General features: G+C 71.2%; 20 protein-coding genes. 19 read left to right on the top strand and 1 reads right to left on the bottom strand.

Annotated features, from left to right (window positions below; genetic code table 11):
- Window positions 1-212: 212 nt before the first annotated feature.
- The 7 genes from aroC (at window position 213) to nusB (ending at window position 6,501) form a co-directional block, all read left to right on the top strand.
- Window positions 213-1,397, top strand: coding sequence for a chorismate synthase (gene aroC, locus ACWCQK_RS20215; protein ID WP_451156656.1), 1,185 nt, complete (start codon window positions 213-215; stop codon window positions 1,395-1,397).
- A complete protein-coding gene (locus ACWCQK_RS20220) occupies window positions 1,394-1,909 on the top strand; it encodes a shikimate kinase (protein ID WP_451156658.1) in 516 nt (171 codons plus the stop codon). Before aroC ends, ACWCQK_RS20220 begins: the two co-directional genes overlap by 4 nt.
- Window positions 1,906-2,997 carry a 3-dehydroquinate synthase gene (aroB, locus tag ACWCQK_RS20225; RefSeq protein WP_451156660.1) on the top strand — a complete coding sequence of 364 codons (1,092 nt, stop codon included), beginning with the start codon at window positions 1,906-1,908 and terminating at the stop codon, window positions 2,995-2,997. Before ACWCQK_RS20220 ends, aroB begins: the two co-directional genes overlap by 4 nt.
- Window positions 2,998-3,193: 196 nt before the next feature.
- Complete coding sequence (locus tag ACWCQK_RS20230) at window positions 3,194-4,090, top strand: Pro-rich N-terminal domain-containing protein (protein ID WP_451156662.1); 897 nt, start codon at window positions 3,194-3,196, stop codon at window positions 4,088-4,090.
- Between the two features lie 213 nt (window positions 4,091-4,303).
- The gene (locus tag ACWCQK_RS20235) at window positions 4,304-5,410 is read left to right on the top strand and encodes an aminopeptidase P family protein (protein WP_451156664.1); all 1,107 of its coding nucleotides are present in this window, start codon (window positions 4,304-4,306) and stop codon (window positions 5,408-5,410) included.
- Window positions 5,411-5,497: 87 nt separating this feature from the next.
- Window positions 5,498-6,064: an elongation factor P gene (efp, locus tag ACWCQK_RS20240; protein ID WP_451156666.1), complete on the top strand. Its 567-nt coding sequence runs from the start codon at window positions 5,498-5,500 to the stop codon at window positions 6,062-6,064.
- Between the two features lie 2 nt (window positions 6,065-6,066).
- Complete coding sequence (gene nusB / locus ACWCQK_RS20245; RefSeq protein WP_451156668.1) at window positions 6,067-6,501, top strand: transcription antitermination factor NusB; 435 nt, start codon at window positions 6,067-6,069, stop codon at window positions 6,499-6,501.
- A 189-nt stretch (window positions 6,502-6,690) separates the two neighbouring features.
- On the opposite strand, the gene bldD is transcribed toward nusB, so the two are convergent.
- Window positions 6,691-7,191 carry a transcriptional regulator BldD gene (bldD, locus tag ACWCQK_RS20250; protein WP_399422782.1) on the bottom strand — a complete coding sequence of 167 codons (501 nt, stop codon included), beginning with the start codon at window positions 7,189-7,191 and terminating at the stop codon, window positions 6,691-6,693.
- 253 nt (window positions 7,192-7,444) lie between these two features.
- Between bldD and pyrR the strand changes: the two genes are divergently transcribed.
- The 12 genes from pyrR (at window position 7,445) to coaBC (ending at window position 20,391) form a co-directional block, all read left to right on the top strand.
- Window positions 7,445-8,020, top strand: a complete 576-nt coding sequence (gene pyrR / locus ACWCQK_RS20255; protein ID WP_451156670.1) for a bifunctional pyr operon transcriptional regulator/uracil phosphoribosyltransferase PyrR — start codon at window positions 7,445-7,447, stop codon at window positions 8,018-8,020.
- A gap of 94 nt (window positions 8,021-8,114) precedes the next feature.
- The gene (locus ACWCQK_RS20260) at window positions 8,115-9,095 is read left to right on the top strand and encodes an aspartate carbamoyltransferase catalytic subunit (protein WP_451156672.1); all 981 of its coding nucleotides are present in this window, start codon (window positions 8,115-8,117) and stop codon (window positions 9,093-9,095) included.
- A 5-nt stretch (window positions 9,096-9,100) separates the two neighbouring features.
- Window positions 9,101-10,387, top strand: coding sequence for a dihydroorotase (locus ACWCQK_RS20265; RefSeq protein WP_451156674.1), 1,287 nt, complete (start codon window positions 9,101-9,103; stop codon window positions 10,385-10,387).
- A complete protein-coding gene (locus ACWCQK_RS20270; protein WP_451156676.1) occupies window positions 10,384-11,007 on the top strand; it encodes a PH-like domain-containing protein in 624 nt (207 codons plus the stop codon). The genes ACWCQK_RS20265 and ACWCQK_RS20270 overlap by 4 nt, the downstream gene beginning before the upstream one ends.
- Complete coding sequence (gene carA, locus ACWCQK_RS20275) at window positions 11,004-12,161, top strand: glutamine-hydrolyzing carbamoyl-phosphate synthase small subunit (protein WP_451156678.1); 1,158 nt, start codon at window positions 11,004-11,006, stop codon at window positions 12,159-12,161. The genes ACWCQK_RS20270 and carA overlap by 4 nt, the downstream gene beginning before the upstream one ends.
- Window positions 12,154-15,462 (top strand): carbamoyl-phosphate synthase large subunit, encoded by a 3,309-nt coding sequence (carB, locus tag ACWCQK_RS20280; RefSeq protein ID WP_451156679.1) that lies wholly within the window; start codon window positions 12,154-12,156, stop codon window positions 15,460-15,462. Before carA ends, carB begins: the two co-directional genes overlap by 8 nt.
- A 55-nt stretch (window positions 15,463-15,517) precedes the next feature.
- Window positions 15,518-16,624, top strand: coding sequence for a quinone-dependent dihydroorotate dehydrogenase (locus ACWCQK_RS20285; RefSeq protein ID WP_451156681.1), 1,107 nt, complete (start codon window positions 15,518-15,520; stop codon window positions 16,622-16,624).
- The gene (gene pyrF / locus ACWCQK_RS20290) at window positions 16,621-17,466 is read left to right on the top strand and encodes an orotidine-5'-phosphate decarboxylase (protein WP_451156683.1); all 846 of its coding nucleotides are present in this window, start codon (window positions 16,621-16,623) and stop codon (window positions 17,464-17,466) included. Before ACWCQK_RS20285 ends, pyrF begins: the two co-directional genes overlap by 4 nt.
- Window positions 17,467-17,766: 300 nt before the next feature.
- Complete coding sequence (locus ACWCQK_RS20295) at window positions 17,767-18,090, top strand: integration host factor (RefSeq protein WP_003977346.1); 324 nt, start codon at window positions 17,767-17,769, stop codon at window positions 18,088-18,090.
- Between the two features lie 60 nt (window positions 18,091-18,150).
- A complete protein-coding gene (gmk, locus tag ACWCQK_RS20300) occupies window positions 18,151-18,744 on the top strand; it encodes a guanylate kinase (RefSeq protein WP_451156685.1) in 594 nt (197 codons plus the stop codon).
- A 52-nt stretch (window positions 18,745-18,796) separates the two neighbouring features.
- On the top strand, window positions 18,797-19,069 hold the full coding sequence (gene rpoZ, locus ACWCQK_RS20305) for a DNA-directed RNA polymerase subunit omega (RefSeq protein ID WP_067025681.1): 273 nt from the start codon (window positions 18,797-18,799) through the stop codon (window positions 19,067-19,069).
- Between the two features lie 119 nt (window positions 19,070-19,188).
- Complete coding sequence (gene coaBC / locus ACWCQK_RS20310) at window positions 19,189-20,391, top strand: bifunctional phosphopantothenoylcysteine decarboxylase/phosphopantothenate--cysteine ligase CoaBC (RefSeq protein WP_451156687.1); 1,203 nt, start codon at window positions 19,189-19,191, stop codon at window positions 20,389-20,391.
- Window positions 20,392-20,433 lie beyond the last annotated feature (42 nt).

Raw genomic sequence — 20,433 nt, forward strand, 5'->3', positions numbered from 1 at the left:
TCGCCGGTCGGGCGGCTCCCCGCGCCCCTGAGGGGAGCGGGTATCGCGGCGGCCTTCGGCGGTCCGCCTGATGGACCGGCTGCCGGGTTCGCCTCGCGGACGTGGGAGGATCGGAGGTGGCGGGCCGGGGCCGCGCACCTGGTCGCGCCGTCGCCGTACGCGAGGACACGCGTACGCAGGGCAGTACGAGGGCGCGAGACTGAGGAGCACCTTTGAGCAGGCTGCGTTGGCTGACCGCGGGGGAGTCCCACGGTCCCGCACTCGTCGCGACGCTGGAGGGCCTTCCCGCCGGCGTCCCGATCACCACCGACATGGTGGCGGACCATCTGGCGAGGCGGCGGCTGGGCTATGGCCGCGGTGCGCGGATGAAGTTCGAGCGGGACGAGGTCACCTTCCTCGGCGGCGTCCGGCACGGCCTCACCATGGGCTCCCCGGTCGCGGTCATGGTGGGCAACACCGAGTGGCCCAAGTGGGACAAGGTCATGGCGGCCGACCCGGTGGACCCGGCGGAGCTCGCCGAACTCGCCCGCAACGCGCCGCTGACCCGGCCGCGCCCCGGCCACGCCGACCTGGCCGGCATGCAGAAGTACGGCTTCGACGAGGCCCGGCCGATCCTGGAACGGGCCTCCGCCCGGGAGACCGCAGCCCGCGTCGCGCTCGGCGCCGTCGCCCGGTCGTACCTGAAGGAGACGGCCGGCATCGAGATCGTCTCGCACGTCGTGGAACTGGCCGGTGCCACGGCGCCCTACGGCGTCGTCCCCGTCCCCGCCGACGTCGAGAAGCTCGACGCCGACCCGGTGCGCTGCCTGGACGCCGACGCGTCGAAGGCGATGGTCGCGGAGATCGACCAGGCCCACAAGGACGGCGACACCCTCGGCGGTGTGGTCGAGGTGCTCGCCTACGGCGTGCCGGTGGGCCTCGGCTCGCACGTGCACTGGGACCGGCGCCTGGACGCGCGGCTGGCCGCCGCCCTGATGGGCATCCAGGCGATCAAGGGCGTCGAGGTCGGCGACGGCTTCGAGCTGGCCCGGGTGCCCGGCTCGAAGGCGCACGACGAGATCCTCGCCGGCGGCGACGGCATCAAGCGGGCCACCGGCCGCTCCGGCGGCACCGAGGGCGGCCTCACCACCGGTGAGCTGCTGCGGGTGCGCGCCGCCATGAAGCCCATCGCGACCGTGCCGCGCGCCCTGCAGACCGTGGACGTCGCCACCGGCGAGGCCGCCCAGGCGCACCACCAGCGCTCCGACGTGTGCGCGGTCCCCGCGGCCGGCATCGTCGCCGAGGCGATGGTGGCGCTGGTGCTGGCGGACGCGGTGGCGGAGAAGTTCGGCGGCGACAGCGTCGCCGAGACCCGTCGCAACGTGCGGTCGTACCTCGACCACCTGCACATCCGATGAGCGGGCCGCTGGTCGTCCTGGTCGGGCCGATGGGGGTGGGCAAGTCCACCGTCGGGCGGCTGCTCGCCGAGCGGCTCGGCGTCGCCTACCGCGACAGCGACGACGACATCGTCGAGGCCCAGGGGCGGAGCGTCGCCGAGATCTTCGTCGACGAGGGCGAGACCGCCTTCCGGGAGATCGAGAAGGAGTCCGTGCGGCGGGCGCTGGCCGCGCACGACGGCGTCCTGGCGCTGGGCGGCGGCGCGGTGCTCGACGCCGGCACGCGCGGGCTGCTGGCCGGACTGCGCGTGGTCTATCTCTCGATGGACGTCGAGGAAGCAGTCAAGCGCACCGGCCTCAACACGGCCCGCCCGCTGCTCGCGGTCAACCCGCGCAAGCAGTGGCGCGAGCTCATGGAGGCCCGCCGCCACCTGTACGAGGAGATCGCCACGGCCGTCGTGGCGACGGACGGCCGTACCCCCGAAGAGGTCACCCGGGCCGCCCTGGACGCACTGGAGTTGAAGGAAGCATGAGCGAGTCTGTGACGCGGATCCAGGTCGGCGGCAGCGCGGGCTCCGCGCCGTACGAGGTCCTGGTCGGGCGTCAACTGCTGGGCGAGCTCGGCGGCCTGATCGGCGACAAGGCCGCCCGGGTCGCGGTCATCCACCCCGAGGCGCTGGCCGACACCGGTGACGCGCTGCGGGCCGACCTGGCCGAGCAGGGCTTCGAGGCCGTCGCGATCCAGGTGCCCAACGCGGAGGAGGCCAAGACCGCCGAGGTCGCCGCCTACTGCTGGAAGGCGCTCGGTCAGTCCGGCTTCACCCGCACCGACGTCGTCGTGGGCGTCGGCGGCGGTGCCACCACGGACCTCGCGGGCTTCGTCGCCGCGACCTGGCTGCGCGGGGTGCGCTGGATCGCCGTCCCCACCACCGTGCTCGCCATGGTGGACGCGGCGGTCGGCGGCAAGACCGGTATCAACACCGCCGAGGGCAAGAACCTGGTCGGCGCCTTCCACCCGCCGGCCGGCGTGCTGTGCGACCTGGCGGCGCTGGACTCGCTCCCGGTCAACGACTACGTCTCCGGGCTCGCCGAGATCATCAAGGCCGGTTTCATCGCCGACCCGGTGATCCTGGAGCTCATCGAGTCCGACCCCGAGGCCGCCCGCACCCCGGCGGGCCCGCACACCGCCGAGCTCATCGAGCGCTCCATCAAGGTCAAGGCCGACGTCGTGTCGTCCGACCTGAGGGAGTCGGGACTGCGCGAGGTCCTCAACTACGGGCACACCCTCGCGCACGCCATCGAGAAGAACGAGCGCTACAAGTGGCGCCACGGCGCGGCCGTCTCGGTCGGCATGCACTTCGCCGCCGAACTGGGCCGCCTGGCCGGCCGCCTCGACGACGCGACCGCCGACCGGCACCGCGCGATCCTGGAGTCGGTGGGCCTGCCGCTGCACTACCGCTACGACCAGTGGCCCAAGCTGCTGGAGGCCATGAAGGTCGACAAGAAGTCCCGGGGCAACCTGCTGCGCTTCATCGTCCTCGACGGACTGGCCAAGCCGACCGTCCTGGAGGGACCCGACCCGGCGGTCCTGCTCGCCGCGTACGGCGAAGTGGGCGAGTAGGTCCCGCATCGCCCCCTCCGCCCGATTCGCTTGGCGGGCCGGGCACTTCGGACCGCCCCCGGCCGTTCACCAAACGGCAGCCGGGGGCGGTACCGTTCGGACGGGGGTACCCCCCACGCCCTTTAGGCTGTGGGGGAGAGCGGGGTTTGCACCCCTTGCCATCGGCTATTGCCTGTACGAGACGGAGTGGCACCGGATGCAGCACGCAGTGGGTTCTCCGCTGCCGCCGCCCCACCAGCCGGGGCACGGTCCGGCGGCCGGCTGGTCGCCGGCCGCGCAGCACCAGGGGCCGCATCAACCGGGCGTGCACCAGGGGCCCGCCCCGGTGCCACCGCCGCCTCCCGCACCGGGATTCGCCGGCGGGCCCGCGTCGGGGCCGGTCCCACCCGTCCCGCCCGCGCCGCCGCACGTCGTGCCGCAGCATTCCCCGGCCCCGCCGGCCCCGGACACCACCGGCCACGTCCCGCTGCCGCCCGGCGGCCCGGTCGCCATGCCCAGCGTGCCGCCCACCGCCGCGACCGCCCCCGACCCGACGGTCACCACGCTCGCGGTGCTGCTCATCGGTCCCGCGGGCGCGGGCAAGACCAGCGTCGCCAAGTACTGGGCCTCCCACCGCCGCGTGCCCACCGCGCACATCAGCCTCGACGACGTCCGCGAATGGGTCCGCTCCGGCTTCGCCGACCCGCAGTCGGGGTGGAACGACAACTCCGAGGCGCAGTACCGCCTGGCCCGCCGCACCTGCGGCTTCGCCGCGCGCAACTTCCTCGCCAACGGCATCTCGTGCATCCTCGACGACGCCGTCTTCCCCGACCGGCCGGTCGTCGGACTCGGCGGCTGGAAGCGGCACGTGGGGCCCGGCCTGCTCCCGGTGGTCCTCCTGCCCGGCCTGGACATCGTCCTGGAGCGCAACGCGGAGCGCAGCGGCAACCGCCGCCTCACCGACGAGGAGGTCGCCCGCATCCACGGCCGCATGGCCGGCTGGTACGGCTCGGGCCTCCCGATCATCGACAACTCCCAGCTGGACGTGCCCGCGACGGCACGGGTCCTGGACGACGTCCTGGCCCGCTCGATCGCCAGCCCACCGCAGTGGTGAGCGGAGCGCCCAGGATCCGCTAGGGCGGGGGGTGCCGCGGATCCGGTGGCGTGGGAGCCCTTCGGCTTCGGCAGGGCAGGGAGTGGCCGGCCCGGATCCGGTGGGCGCGAGGAGTGCCCCAGGATCCGGTGGCGCGCGGTGTCCCCCGATCGGCGCCCGCCCGGTCGGCCCTCCCGACCGGCGGGATCCCGCCTCCGCTCGTAGGCTCGGCTCATGTCAGAGGTGTACGCGGCCCGCCGGACGCGGCTTCGGGAGCGTTGCGACGCGAGTGGCAGCGCGGCGGCGCTGGTCTCCCGAGCCGCCAATGTGCGCTACCTCGCGGGCGCCGCGCCGCAGGGTGCCGTCCTGCTGCTGGGAAAGCGCGAGGACCTGCTGGTCTGCACCGCCCCGCCGGACGAACGGCCTTCCGAGGGCCGGCCCGACGAGGCGCTGCGGGTGCATGTCCTGTCCGGGCCCGGTGCGGATCCGGCCGTCGCCGCCGCCGATCTCGTCACGGCCCAGGACGCCGACTCCCTCGCCGTCGAGGAACACCACCTCACCGTGGCCCGGCACCGGGCCATCCGCTCCGTCGCCCCCCGGCTCCGCCTCGCCGACCTCGGCGGCGCGGTCGAACAGCTCAGGGTGGTCAAGGACGAGGAGGAGATCTCCTGTCTGCGGATCGGCGCGGAGATCGCCGACCAGGCCCTCGGCGAGCTGCTGGAGTCCATCCTCGTCGGGCGCACCGAACGCCACCTCGCCCTCGAACTGGAGCGGCGGCTCGTCGACCACGGTGCCGACGGCCCCGCCTTCGCGACCTCCGTCGCCACCGGCCCGAACTCCGGTCGGCGCACCCACGCGCCCACCGACCGCAGGGTCGAGGAGGGCGACTTCCTGTCGGTGTGCCTGGGTGCCACGTACCACGGGTACCGCTGCGAGATCGGCCGGACCTTCGTCATCGGCACCTCGCCCGCCGAATGGCAGATCGAGCTGTACGACCTCGTCTTCGCCGCCCAGCGGGCCGGACGGGAGTCCCTGGTGCCGGGCGTGGCCTACCGTGACGTGGACCGCGCCGCCCGCCATGTACTGGGCTCCGCGGGGTACCGCGAGGGCCTGTCACCGCTCACCGGGCACGGCGTCGGACTCGAAATCGACGAGGACCCGCAGCTGGCCCCCGCGGCCATGGGTAAACTGGACGCTTGCGTGCCGGTCACCGTCGAACCGGGGGTCCACCTCCCGGGCCGGGGCGGAGTCCGGATCGATGACACGCTCGTCGTGCGCCCCGAGGCGGACGGCGGACCCGAGCTACTCACCATCACGACCAAGGAGCTGCTCGCGCTCTAGCGATCCCGGGGAAGCACGCACTTCCCGGGTGCCGCTGGGGCACGGGCCCCCGGGGTCGTCCACGTCAGTCCAGGAGATTCCGCAACCGTGGCTTCCACGAACGACCTCAAGAACGGCCTGGTGCTCAAGCTCGAAGGCGGCCAGCTCTGGTCCGTCGTCGAGTTCCAGCACGTCAAGCCCGGCAAGGGCCCGGCCTTCGTGCGCACCAAGCTGAAGAACGTGCTCTCCGGCAAGGTCGTCGACAAGACGTTCAACGCCGGTGTCAAGGTCGAGACGGCCACTGTCGACAAGCGCGACATGCAGTTCTCGTACATGGACGGCGAGTACTTCGTCTTCATGGACATGGACACCTACGACCAGCTGATGATCGACCGCAAGACGGTCGGCGACGCGGCCAACTTCCTCATCGAGGGCTTCTCGGCCACCGTCGCGCAGCACGAGGGCGAGGTGCTCTTCGTCGACCTGCCGGCCGCCGTCGAGCTGACCATCCAGGAGACCGAGCCGGGCGTCCAGGGCGACCGCTCCACCGGTGGGACCAAGCCCGCCACGCTGGAGACCGGCCACCAGATCCAGGTCCCGCTCTTCATCACCACCGGTGAGAAGATCAAGGTCGACACCCGTACGAGCGACTACCTCGGCCGGGTGAACAGCTAACCGTGGCTGCCCGCAACACGGCCCGCAAGCGCGCCTTCCAGATCCTCTTCGAGGGCGACCAGCGCGGCGCGGACGTCCTGACGGTCCTCGCCGACTGGGTCCGGCTCTCCCGGGCCGACACTCGGCAGCCACCGGTGAGCGAGTACACGATGGAGCTGGTCGAGGGCTACGCGGAGCACGCGCGGCGCATCGACGAGCTGATCGCCCAGTACTCGGTCGGCTGGACGCTCGACCGGATGCCGGTCGTCGACCGCAACATCCTGCGCCTCGGCGCCTACGAGCTGATCTGGGTCGACGCGACTCCGGACGCCGTGGTGCTGGACGAGATGGTGCAGCTGGCGAAGGAGTTCTCCACGGACGAGTCGCCCTCGTTCGTCAACGGCCTGCTCGGCCGTCTGAAGGAGCTGAAGCCCTCGCTGCGTCGCGACGAGGCGTAAGAGGTACCGGAAGGCCGGAGCTCTGAGCATGCCGGAGGGCCCGCAGCGTCGCGCTGCGGGCCCTCCGGCATGCTCAGAGCTCCCTGGTGCCCGTGTGGCCCCTGAGGCCCGCAGAACGCCGCCGGGGCGGCCGGAACGATGAGGTTCCGGCCACCCCGGCGGCACGTTTCTGCTGAGGCGGTGCCTCGCTCAGTTGTCCTCGTGGGAGACCGCGCGGCGCGCGTCCGCGTCCAGGACGCCCCAGCTGATCAGCTGCTCGGTGAGCACCGAGGGCGACTGGTCGTAGATGACGGCGAGGGTGCGCAGGTCGTCCTGGCGGATCGACAGCACCTTGCCGTTGTAGTCACCGCGCTGCGACTGGATCGTGGCCGCGTACCGCTGGAGGGGGCCCGCCTTCTCGACCGGAACGTGGGCGAGGCGCTCCAGGTCGAGCACCAGCTTCGGGGGCGGCTCGGCGGCGCCGCCAGGGGTGGTGCCCGGCAGCAGCTCCTGGACGGGAACGCCGTAGAAATCCGCCAGCTCGGCAAGACGCTGTACGGTCACGGCACGGTCACCGCGCTCGTACGAACCGACCACGACCGCCTTCCATCGGCCCTGGGACTTCTCCTCGACACCGTGGAGGGAAAGGCCCTGCTGGGTGCGGATGGCCCGGAGCTTGGCCCCGAGCTGTTTGGCGTATTCGCTGGACATATAGCTCCCCGGCATGGGTCGACGCGGCCGGCTTTGGTTCCTGGCCACGCAGTTGGTAACTCACTGTGAGGTTACGCAGCGTGATTCTTCTGCGTCAAGCCGAATGGTCCACACCGACGCTTCCGTGGTAGCGACGATCGACTAGGCCAAGGGGGTGATCAGGGGGGTCGCCCCGGCCTGCTACCGTGGATGGCGCAATCCCGACGTCCTTTAAGGTCCGTCCCGTGAGGCGGAGAAGGAGGTCCGTTTTCATATGGACACATCATCATCCGATGCGCGGCCCGTACTCGAAGGCCCCGACATCGCGCGGGTACTGACCCGCATCGCCCACGAGATCGTCGAGCGCGCCAAGGGTGCCGACGACGTGGTGCTGCTCGGCATCCCGACCCGCGGCGTGTTCCTCGGCCGCCGGCTCGCCGCCAAGCTGGAGGAGATCACCGACCGCAAGATCCCGGTCGGCTCCCTCGACATCACGATGTACCGCGACGACCTGCGCATGCATCCACCGCGCGCGCTGGCCCGCACCGAGATCCCCGGTGACGGCATCGACGGCCGCCTCGTCGTCCTCGTCGACGACGTGCTCTTCTCCGGCCGCACGATCCGCGCCGCCCTCGACGCCCTGAACGACATCGGGCGCCCCCGCGCGGTCCAGCTCGCGGTCCTCGTCGACCGCGGCCACCGCGAACTGCCCATCCGCGCCGACTACGTCGGCAAGAACCTCCCCACGTCGCTGCGGGAGACGGTCAAGGTCCAGCTCGCCGAGGAGGACGGTCGCGACACCGTGCTGCTCGGTGCGAAGCGGACCTCCCCGGGCGAGCGGCAGCACTAGCCCCGCGGCGTACGACACGTTCGTGCGCCGCGCGGCCGCGCCCTCGCGTGCCCGGAATCTCCCCAAACCTGAACTGCCTTACGGAGCCTGACAGATGCAGCGTCATCTCATCTCGGCCGCCGACCTCACCCGCGACGACGCCGTCCTGATCCTCGACACCGCCGAGGAGATGGCCCGGGTGGCCGACCGGCCGATCAAGAAACTGCCGACCCTGCGCGGCCGCACGGTCGTGAACCTCTTCTTCGAGGACTCGACCCGTACCCGGATCTCCTTCGAGGCCGCCGAGAAGCGCCTCTCGGCGGACGTCATCAACTTCACCGCCAAGGGGTCGAGCGTCTCCAAGGGCGAGTCCCTGAAGGACACCGCCCAGACCCTGGAGGCCATGGGCGTCGACGCCGTGGTCATCCGGCACGGCGCGTCCGGCGCCCCCTACCGCCTGGCCACCTCCGGCTGGATCGACGCCGCCGTGATCAACGCGGGCGACGGCACCCACCAGCACCCCACGCAGGCCCTGCTCGACGCCTTCACCATGCGCCGCCGGCTCGTCGGCCGCGACGCCGGGATCGGCCAGGACCTCGACGGCAAGCGGATCACCATCGTCGGCGACATCCTGCACAGCCGGGTCGCCCGCTCCAACGTCGACCTGCTGCACACGCTCGGCGCCGAGGTCACCCTCGTCGCCCCGCCCACCCTGGTGCCGGTCGGCGTCGAGACCTGGCCCTGCGAGGTCGCCTACGACCTCGACGGCACGCTCCCCAAGTCCGACGCCGTGATGATGCTGCGCGTCCAGCGCGAGCGCATGAACGCCGCCTTCTTCCCGACCGAGCGCGAGTACTCGCGGCGCTACGGCCTCGACGGCGAGCGCATGGCGAAGATGCCCGAGCACGCCATCGTGATGCACCCCGGCCCGATGGTCCGCGGCATGGAGATCACCGCCGAGGTCGCCGACTCCGATCGCTGCACCGTCGTCGAGCAGGTCGCCAACGGCGTCTCCATCCGCATGGCCGTCCTCTATCTGCTGCTCGGCGGCAACGAACCCGCCGTCGCCCACGCCCGTACCACCGAGGAGAAGTAACGACGATGAGCAAGATCCTGATCCGTGGTGCGAAGGTGCTCGGCGGCGAGCCGCAGGACGTGCTGATCGACGGCGCGACGATCGCCGAGGTCGGCACCGGGCTCGACGCCGAGGGCGCCGAGGTCGTCGAGGCCGACGGCAAGGTGCTGCTGCCGGGCCTGGTCGACCTGCACACCCATCTGCGCGAGCCGGGCCGCGAGGACTCCGAGACCGTCCTGACCGGCACCCGGGCCGCCGCCTCCGGCGGCTACACCGCCGTGTTCGCCATGGCCAACACCTTCCCGGTGGCCGACACCGCCGGTGTCGTCGAGCAGGTCTACCGGCTCGGCCAGGAGCACGGCTACTGCGACGTCCAGCCGATCGGGGCCGTCACGGTCGGCCTGGAGGGCCGCAAGCTCGCCGAGCTCGGTGCCATGCACGAGTCGGCCGCCGGTGTCACCGTCTTCTCCGACGACGGCAAGTGCGTCGACGACGCCGTGATCATGCGCCGCGCGCTGGAGTACGTGAAGGCCTTCGGCGGGGTCGTCGCCCAGCACGCGCAGGAGCCGCGGCTGACCGAGGGCGCCCAGATGAACGAGGGCGTCGTCTCCGCCGAGCTGGGACTCGGCGGCTGGCCGGCGGTGGCCGAGGAGTCGATCATCGCCCGGGACGTCCTGCTCGCCGAGCACGTCGGCTCCCGCGTCCACATCTGCCATCTGTCGACGGCCGGCTCCGTCGAGATCGTCCGCTGGGCCAAGTCCCGCGGCATCGACGTCACCGCCGAGGTCACCCCGCACCACCTGCTCCTCACGGACGAACTGGTGCGCTCGTACGACCCGGTCTACAAGGTCAACCCGCCGCTGCGCACCGAGCGGGACGTGCTCGCGCTGCGCGAGGCGCTCGCCGACGGCACGATCGACATCGTCGCCACCGACCACGCCCCGCACCCGCACGAGGACAAGGACTGTGAGTGGGCCGCGGCCGCCATGGGCATGGTGGGCCTGGAGACCGCGCTGTCGGTGGTCCAGGAGACGATGGTCGACACCGGACTGCTCGACTGGGCGGGCGTCGCCGACCGCATGTCCGTCAAGCCGGCCCGGATCGGACGGGCCACCGGTCATGGACGACCCGTCTCGGCAGGCGAGCCCGCGAACCTCGTCCTGGTCGACACGGAATACCGTGGGCAGGTGGACCCCGCGGGCTTCGCCTCGCGCAGCCGCAACACTCCCTACGAGGGCCGTGAGCTGCCGGGCCGTGTCACCCACACCTGGCTCCGGGGCAAGGCCACCCTCGTCGACGGGAAGCTCACGTGACATCTGTAATCCTGCTGGCCGCCGAGAAGAAGTCGGCCGAGGTCACCGACTGGGCCGCCCGCGTCGGCTGGCTCGTCGGCCTCGCCCTCTTCGTCGCGCTCGTCTACTGGCTGATGCGCGAGGGCTGGAAGTGGCGCGGCACGCTCCAGGGCGACCTGCCCGAGCTGCCCACCCGCCCGTCGCTCGCCACCACCCGCGACGGAGACGACCGGCCGCCACGGTCCGGAATGCCGGAAGAGCCGGGCCCGGTGACACTGGGCATGAGCGGCCGCTACCACGGCTCCACCACCGCAGGACAGTGGCTGGACCGCATCGTCGCGCACGGCCTGGGCACCCGCAGCCGCGTCGAGCTCACGCTGACCGACGCGGGCCTGGACGTCGTACGCCCCGGGGCGACCGACTTCTTCGTCCCGCGCGCGGCCCTGCGGGAGGCCCGGCTCGACAAGGGCATCGCGGGCAAGGTGCTGACCGAGGGCGGCCTGCTCGTCGTGACCTGGGCGCACGGCGACCGGCTGATCGACTCCGGGTTCCGCTCCGACCGCGCGGCCGAACACAACGAGTGGGTCGACACCATCAACGCGATGATCAACAAGACGGAAACAACGGAAGGCGCACGATGACCACCTCCACGAAGGGGAACGCCTCGCAGAGGAAAGGGGCGCTTCCCGCGGTACTCGTCCTGGAGGACGGCCGGGTGTTCCGCGGCCGTGCCTACGGGGCCGTGGGGGAGACCTTCGGCGAAGCGGTGTTCTCGACCGGCATGACCGGCTACCAGGAGACCCTCACCGACCCGTCGTACGACCGGCAGATCGTCGTCGCGACCGCACCGCAGATCGGCAACACCGGCTGGAACGACGAGGACGACGAGTCCAGCCGCATCTGGGTCTCCGGCTACGTGGTCCGCGACCCCGCGCGCGTGCCCTCCAACTGGCGCGCCAACCGCTCACTCGACGACGCACTGGTCGAGCAGGGCGTGGTCGGCATCTCCGGCATCGACACCCGGGCCCTGACCCGCCACCTGCGCGAAGGCGGCTCGATGCGGGCCGGCATCTTCTCCGGCGACGCGGTCGCCCCGCAGGCTGAGCTCCTCGCGCGCGTGCAGGCCCAGCCGCACATGAAGGGCGCGAGCCTGTACGAGGAGGTCGCCACCAAGGAGGCCTACGTCGTGCCCGCGGTCGGCGAGAAGAAGTTCACCGTCGCCGCCATCGACCTCGGCATCAAGGGCATGACCCCGCAGCGCATGGCCGAGCGGGGCATCGAGGTGCACGTCCTGCCCGCGACCGCGACCGAGGACGACGTCTACGCCGTCGCACCCGACGGTGTCTTCTTCTCCAACGGCCCCGGCGACCCGGCGACCGCCGACGGCCCCGTCGCCCTGATGAGCGCCGTCCTGAAGCGCCGGACGCCCCTGTTCGGCATCTGCTTCGGCAACCAGATCCTCGGGCGGGCCCTGGGCTTCGGCACCTACAAGCTGAAGTACGGCCACCGCGGCATCAACCAGCCGGTCCAGGACCGTACGACCGGCAAGGTCGAGGTCACCGCGCACAACCACGGCTTCGCCGTGGACGCCCCGCTGGGCCAGGTCAGCGAGACGCCCTTCGGCCGCGCCGAGGTGTCCCACGTCTGCCTCAACGACGACGTCGTGGAGGGGCTGCACCTGCTCGACCAGCCGGCCTTCTCCGTCCAGTACCACCCCGAAGCGGCAGCGGGACCCCATGACGCCGCCTACCTGTTCGACCGCTTCGTATCCCTGATGGAGGGCCAGCGTGCCTAAGCGCACCGATATCCAGTCCGTCCTGGTCATCGGCTCCGGCCCGATCGTCATCGGCCAGGCCGCCGAGTTCGACTACTCGGGCACGCAGGCGTGCCGCGTCCTGCGCGCCGAGGGCCTGCGGGTCATCCTGGTCAACTCCAACCCGGCGACGATCATGACCGACCCGGAGATCGCCGACGCGACCTATGTCGAGCCGATCACCCCGGAGTTCGTCGAGAAGATCATCGCCAAGGAGCGCCCCGACACGCTGCTGCCCACCCTGGGCGGCCAGACGGCGCTGAACACCGCGATCTCGCTGCACGAGAACGGCGTCCTGGAGAAGTACGGCGTCGAGCTGATCGGCGCCAACGTCGAGGCGATCCACAAGGGCGAGGACCGCGACCTGTTCAAGGGCGTCGTGGAGGCGGTCCGGGCGAAGATCGGCCACGGCGAGTCCGCCCGGTCCGTGATCTGCCACACCATGGATGACGTGCTCGCGGGTCTCGACGAGCTCGGCGGTTACCCGGTCGTCGTGCGCCCGTCGTTCACCATGGGCGGCGCCGGCTCCGGCTTCGCCCACGACGAGGAGGAGCTGCGCCGCATCGCCGGCCAGGGCCTCACGCTCTCCCCGACCACCGAGGTGCTCCTGGAGGAGTCCATCCTCGGCTGGAAGGAGTACGAGCTGGAGCTGATGCGCGACAAGCACGACAACGTCGTGGTCGTCTGCTCCATCGAGAACTTCGACCCGATGGGCGTGCACACCGGTGACTCGATCACCGTGGCGCCCTCGATGACGCTCACCGACCGCGAGTACCAGATCCTGCGTGACATCGGCATCGCCGTGATCCGCGAGGTCGGCGTCGACACCGGCGGCTGCAACATCCAGTTCGCGGTGAACCCGGCCGACGGCAGGGTCATCGTCATCGAGATGAACCCGCGTGTGTCCCGCTCCTCGGCGCTCGCCTCCAAGGCGACCGGCTTCCCGATCGCCAAGATCGCCGCCAAGCTCGCCGTCGGCTACACCCTCGACGAGATCCCGAACGACATCACGCGGGAGACCCCGGCCTCCTTCGAGCCCACGCTCGACTACGTGGTCGTGAAGGCCCCGCGGTTCGCCTTCGAGAAGTTCCCGTCGGCCGACTCGACCCTCACCACCACCATGAAGTCGGTCGGCGAGGCCATGGCCATCGGCCGCAACTTCACCGAGGCGTTCCAGAAGGCACTGCGCTCGCTGGAGAAGAAGGGCAGCCAGTTCACGTTCGTCGGCGAGACCGGCGACAAGACCGCGCTGCTGGCGGAGGCCGTCCGGCCCACCGACGGCCGGATCAACACGGTCATGCAGGCCATCCGCGCGGGTGCCACGCCCGAGGAGGTGTTCGAGGCCACGAAGATCGACCCGTGGTTCGTCGACCAGCTCTTCCTCATCAAGGAGATCGCGGACGACCTGGCCGCCGCCGAGCGGCTGGACGTCGACCTGCTGGCCGAGGCCAAGCGGCACGGCTTCTCCGACCACCAGATCGGCGAGATCCGCGGCCTGCGCGAGGACGTGGTGCGCGAGGTGCGGCACGCGCTGGGCGTCCGCCCGGTGTACAAGACCGTCGACACCTGCGCCGCCGAGTTCGCGGCGAAGACGCCGTACTTCTACTCGTCCTACGACGAGGAGAGCGAGGTCGCGCCCCGCGACAAGCCGGCCGTGATCATCCTGGGCTCCGGCCCGAACCGCATCGGCCAGGGCATCGAGTTCGACTACTCGTGCGTCCACGCCTCCTTCGCGCTGTCCAACGCCGGGTACGAGACCGTGATGGTCAACTGCAACCCGGAGACCGTCTCCACGGACTACGACACCTCCGACCGCCTGTACTTCGAGCCGCTGACGCTGGAGGACGTGCTGGAGATCGTCCACGCCGAGTCGCTGGCCGGACCGATCGCGGGCGTCGTGGTCCAGCTCGGCGGCCAGACCCCGCTGGGCCTGGCGCAGGCGCTCAAGGACAACGGCGTGCCGGTGGTGGGCACCCCTCCCGAGGCCATCCACGCGGCCGAGGACCGGGGCGCCTTCGGGCGGGTGCTGGCCGAGGCCGGCCTGCCGGCCCCGAAGCACGGCACCGCCACCACCTTCGCGGAGGCGAAGGGCATCGCGGACGAGATCGGCTACCCGGTCCTGGTGCGTCCCTCGTACGTCCTCGGCGGACGCGGCATGGAGATCGTCTACGACGAGACCCGGCTGGCCTCCTACATCGCCGAGTCGACCGAGATCAGCCCCACCCGTCCGGTCCTGGTCGACCGCTTCCTCGACGACGCGATCGAGATCGACGTCGACGCCCTCTACGACGGCCACGAGCTCTACCTCGGCGGTGTCATGGAGCACATCGAGGAGGCCGGCATCCACTCCGGCGACTCGGCGTGCGCCCTGCCGCCGATCACGCTGGGCGGCTTCGACATCAAGCGCCTGCGTGCCTCGACCGAGGCCATCGCGCGCGGGGTGGGCGTCCGCGGACTGATCAACATCCAGTTCGCGATGGCGGGCGACATCCTGTACGTCCTGGAGGCCAACCCGCGTGCCTCGCGCACCGTCCCCTTCACCTCGAAGGCGACCGCGGTGCCGCTGGCCAAGGCCGCCGCCCGGATCTCGCTGGGCGCGACCGTCGCCGAACTGCGCGCCGAGGGACTGCTCCCGGCGACCGGCGACGGCGGCGAGCTCCCGCTCGACGCACCGATCTCCGTCAAGGAGGCCGTGCTGCCCTGGACCCGCTTCCGGGACACCTCCGGGCGCGGTGTGGACACCATCCTCGGCCCGGAGATGCGCTCCACCGGCGAGGTCATGGGCATCGACTCGGTCTTCGGCACCGCGTACGCCAAGTCGCAGGCCGGCGCCTACGGCCCGCTGCCGACCAAGGGCCGCGCCTTCATCTCGGTCGCCAACCGCGACAAGCGCTCGATGATCTTCCCGGCGCGTGAACTGGTCGCCCACGGCTTCGAACTGCTCGCCACGTCGGGCACGGCCGAGGTCCTCAGGCGCAACGGCCTCAACGCCACGGTGGTCCGCAAGCAGTCCGAGGGCACCGGGCCGAACGGCGAGAAGACCATCGTCCAGCTCATCCACGACGGCGAGGTCGACCTGATCGTCAACACCCCGTACGGCACCGGCGGCCGCCTCGACGGCTACGACATCCGTACGGCGGCCGTGGCGCGGTCCGTGCCCTGCCTGACCACGGTCCAGGCGCTCGCCGCCGCCGTCCAGGGCATCGACGCCCTCAACCACGGCGGTGTGGGCGTCCGTTCGCTCCAGGAACACGCCCGGCATCTGACCGCGGCCCGCGACTAGCAGCCGACGAGGGGGACACCGGAAACGGTGTCCCCCTTCTCGTGAGGACACAGTGATGTACAAGCTCTTCTTCCGTCTGGTCTTCACCCGGATGGACCCCGAACAGGCACACCACCTGGCCTTCCGCTGGATCCGCCGGGCCGTCCGGGTGCCCGTGCTGCGCACCTTCCTGGCGGCCGCCCTCGCGCCCCGGCACAAGGAACTGCGCACCGAGGCCTTCGGGCTGCGCATGCACGGCCCCTTCGGGCTCGCCGCGGGCTTCGACAAGAACGCGGTCGCGATCGACGGCATGTCGATGCTGGGCTTCGACCACGTCGAGATCGGCACGGTCACCGGGGAGGCGCAGCCGGGCAACCCCAAGAAGCGGCTGTTCCGTCTCGTCGCGGACCGGGCGCTGATCAACCGCATGGGCTTCAACAACGACGGCTCGCTCGTGGTCGCGGCCCGCCTGGCCGCGCGCACGCCGGTCTTCAGGACCGTCGTGGGCGTCAACATCGGCAAGACCAAGGTCGTCCCGGAGACGGAGGCCGTCGCCGACTACGTGAAGTCGGCCGAGCGGCTCGCGCCGTACGCCGACTACCTGGTGGTCAACGTCTCCTCCCCGAACACCCCCGGCCTGCGCGACCTCCAGGCCACCGAGGCGCTGCGTCCGCTGCTCGCCGCCGTGCGCGAGGCGGCCGACCGCGCGGTGACCGGCCGCCGGGTCCCGCTGCTGGTGAAGATCGCCCCGGACCTCGCCGACGAGGACGTCGACGCCGTCGCCGACCTGGCCGTCGAGCTCGGCCTGGACGGGATCATCGCCACGAACACCACCATCGCGCGCGAGGGGCTCGGTCTGGCCTCCGACCCCGCGCTGGTCAAGGAGACCGGCGGGTTGTCCGGGGCGCCCCTGAAGGCGCGCTCCCTCGAGGTGCTGCGGCGCCTCTACGCGCGCGTGGGCGACCGGATCACCCTCGTGGGCGTCGGCGGCGTCGAGAACGCCGAGGACGCCTGGCAGCGCATCCTGGCCGGCGCCACGCTCGTCCAGGGATACAGCGCCTTCGTCTACGAGGGGCCCTTCTGGACCCGGGCCCTGCACAAGGGGCTCGCCGCGCGGCTGCGCACGAGCCCGTACGCCACCCTCGCCGACGCGGTCGGCGCCGACGTGAGGAAGGCCGCATGAGCTCCCTGGAACCCTTCGGTGCCCGGCTGCGCCGCGCGATGGACGAGCGCGGTCCGCTGTGCGTCGGCATCGACCCGCACGCCTCCCTGCTCGCCGAGTGGGGCCTGAACGACGACGTGGCGGGCCTGGAGCGGTTCAGCCGCACGGTCGTCGAGGCGACGGCCGACCGGGTCGCCGTGCTGAAGCCGCAGAGCGCCTTCTTCGAGCGCTTCGGCTCGCGTGGCGTCGCCGTCCTGGAGAGGACGGTCGAGGCGGCACGGACGGCCGGCGCGCTGGTCGTGATGGACGCCAAGCGCGGCGACATCGGCTCCACCATGGCCGCGTACGCGGAGTCCTTCCTGCACAAGGACGCTCCGCTGTTCTCGGACGCGCTGACCGTCTCGCCGTACCTCGGCTACGGGTCGCTGAGCCCGGCCGTCGCGCTGGCGCGCGAGAGCGGCGCCGGTCTTTTCGTCCTCGCCCTGACCTCCAACCCGGAGGGCGGCGAGGTCCAGCACGCGATGCGCGCGGACGGGCGCGACGTCGGCGCGACGATGCTGGCGCACCTGGCCGCGGAGAACCTGGGGGAGGAGCCCCTGGGATCCTTCGGAGCGGTCGTCGGGGCCACGCTCGGCGACCTGTCGACGTACGACCTCGACATCAACGGCCCGCTCCTCGCGCCCGGCATCGGCGCCCAGGGGGCGACTCCGGCGGACCTTCCCCGGGTCTTCGGCGCCGCGGTGCGCAACGTCGTGCCGAACGTCAGCCGGGGTCTGCTGCGCCGCGGTCCCGACGTCGGGGCGCTGCGGGCGGCCGCGGACCGCTTCTCGGACGAGATCCGGACGGCGCTCGCGTCCGCGTGACGATCTTCGGAAGGCTCCGACGAGGGCCTTCAGGACGACTTGAGGCTGGATACATTCTCAAATCCGGGGCAGTATGTCTGAAATATCCTGTCCTGACTGAGGCTGACCAGGACTTTTCCTCTGTTCTCGCTGACTCTGGCGGAGTTGGCCGCTAGTCTCCGACGAGTGGGGGCACCTCCCACGCTTTAAATGCAGTGGGGGGCAACGGGCAAGCGTGTTGCTCGTAGCTCCCCAGGTGTGGGGCGACTAGGTTCCTCACCGGTCCGTATCCGACAGTTCGACATCCGAGGTGACGTAGGCGTGGCTCTTCCGCCCCTTACCCCCGAACAGCGCGCAGCCGCGCTCGAAAAGGCCGCCGCGGCTCGCCGGGAGCGGGCCGAGGTCAAGAATCGACTCAAGCACTCCGGCGCCTCCCTTCACGAGGTCATCAAGCAGGGCCAGGAAAACGACGTCATCGGCAAGATGAAGGTTTCCGCCCTGCTGGAGTCCCTGCCGGGCGTGGGCAAGGTCCGCGCCAAGCAGATCATGGAGCGACTCGGTATCTCCGAGAGCCGCCGCGTGCGTGGTCTCGGCTCCAACCAGATCGCCTCCCTGGAGCGCGAGTTCGGCAGCACCGGCTCCTGAGTACCGGGCAGTCCGGGACCGGCGTCCCGGGCAGCCCGGGATTGCTGGAATAATCGCTGCATGGCTGCAACATTCCGGGGGACGACCCCCGAGCCCCCGGACGTACGTCCGCGGCTGACCGTGCTCTCCGGCCCCTCCGGGGTCGGCAAGAGCACGGTCGTCGCTCATATGCGCAAGGCTCACCCCGAGGTGTGGCTCTCGGTGTCGGCGACGACCCGCAGGCCCCGCCCCGGCGAGAAGCACGGTGTCCACTATTTCTTCGTCACCGACGAGGAGATGGACAAGCTGATCGCCAACGGAGAGCTGCTGGAGTGGGCCGAGTTCGCCGGCAACCGCTACGGCACACCCCGAGCGGCCGTGCTGGAGCACCTGGAGTCCGGTGTGCCGGTCCTGCTGGAGATCGACCTCCAGGGCGCCCGGCAGGTCCGCGACTCCATGGCCGAGGCCCACCTGGTGTTCCTGGCCCCTCCGTCCTGGGAGGAACTGGTGCGCAGGCTCACCGGCCGGGGCACCGAGTCGCCCGCGGTGATCGAACGCCGCCTGGAGGCGGCGAAGATCGAACTGGCGGCCGAGCCGGAGTTCGATGTGACCCTGGTCAACACCTCCGTCGAGGACGTGGCGCGCGAGCTGCTAGCCTTGATGGATGTTGTGTGATCACGAACATGTGATCATGACCGATCTTTTCCCATCCATCGGAAGGTAGAGCGTGTCCTCTTCCATCTCCGCGCCCGAGGGCATCATCAACCCGCCGATCGACGAGCTCCTCGAGGCCACCGACTCGAAGTACAGCCTCGTGATCTACGCGGCCAAGCGGGCCCGCCAGATCAACGCGTACTACTCGCAGCTCGGCGAGGGCCTCCTCGAATACGTCGGTCCACTCGTGGACACCCACGTCCACGAGAAGCCCCTCTCGATCTCCCTGCGTGAGATCAACGCGGGACTGCTGACGTCCGAGGCCATCGAGGGCCCGGCGCAGTAGTATTTCCAGCTTGCAGTTGGTTTTTCCACAGGCCCGGCAGCGCGACTGCCGGGCCTGTGGTGTGTGATGGAGTCGTGCGCCGGCCACCGGCGCACGCGAGCCGAGTCCGGGGAGAGACGGTGGACAAGCCGAAGGTCGTGCTGGGGGTCAGCGGCGGCATCGCCGCGTACAAGGCCTGCGAACTGCTGAGACGACTGTCGGAGTCGGGGCACGACGTCCGGGTCGTGCCCACCGCCTCGGCGCTGCACTTCGTCGGTGCCGCGACCTGGTCCGCGCTCTCCGGCCACCCCGTCTCGACCGAGGTCTGGGACGACGTCCACGAGGTCCCGCACGTCCGTATCGGCCAGCACGCCGACCTGGTCGTGGTCGCCCCGGCCACGGCCGACATGCTCGCGAAGGCGGCCCACGGGCTGGCGGACGACCTGCTCACCAACACGCTCCTCACCGCGCGCTGCCCCGTCGTCTTCGCCCCCGCCATGCACACCGAGATGTGGGAGCACCCGGCCACCCAGGAGAACGTGGCCACGCTGCGCCGCCGCGGCGCGGTCGTCATCGAGCCCGCCGTGGGCCGTCTCACCGGCGTCGACACCGGCAAGGGCCGACTGCCCGACCCGGCCGAGATCTTCGAGGTCTGCCGCCGCGTGCTGGCCCGGGGTGTCCGCGAGCCGGACCTCGTGGGCCGCCATGTCGTCGTCAGCGCCGGCGGCACCCGCGAGCCGCTCGACCCGGTGCGCTTCCTCGGCAACCGCTCCTCGGGCAAACAGGGCTACGCCCTCGCCCGTACGGCCGCGGCGCGCGGCGCCCGGGTCACCCTGATCGCCGCGAACACCGGTCTGCCCGACCCGGCGGGCGTGGACGTGGTCCAGGTCGGCACCGCGGTCCAGCTGCGCGAAGCGGTGGTCAAGGCGGCCCCGGACGCCGACGCGGTCGTGATGGCCGCCGCCGTCGCCGACTTCCGCCCGGCGGCGTACGCGGCCGGGAAGATCAAGAAGCAGGACGGGCAGGAGCCGGAACCTCTCGTTCTCGTGCGGAATCCGGACATCCTCGCGGAGATCTCCGCCGATCGGGCGCGCCCCGGACAGGTGATTGTCGGCTTCGCCGCCGAGACCGACGAGGTCCTCGCCAACGGCCGCGCGAAGCTGCGGCGCAAGGGCTGCGACCTGCTCGTGGTGAACGAGGTGGGGGAACGCAAGACCTTCGGCGCCGACGAGAACGAGGCCGTGGTGCTGGGCGCCGACGGCGCCGAAATCCCCGTACCGCACGGCCCGAAGGAGGCTCTGGCCGAAACCGTGTGGGACCTGGTGGCGCGACGCCTCAGCTGAATGTTTCCTTCAGCACAAGGATCGCTTCCGTCCCGCACATTC

This window comes from Streptomyces sp. NPDC002306 (assembly GCF_053593435.1).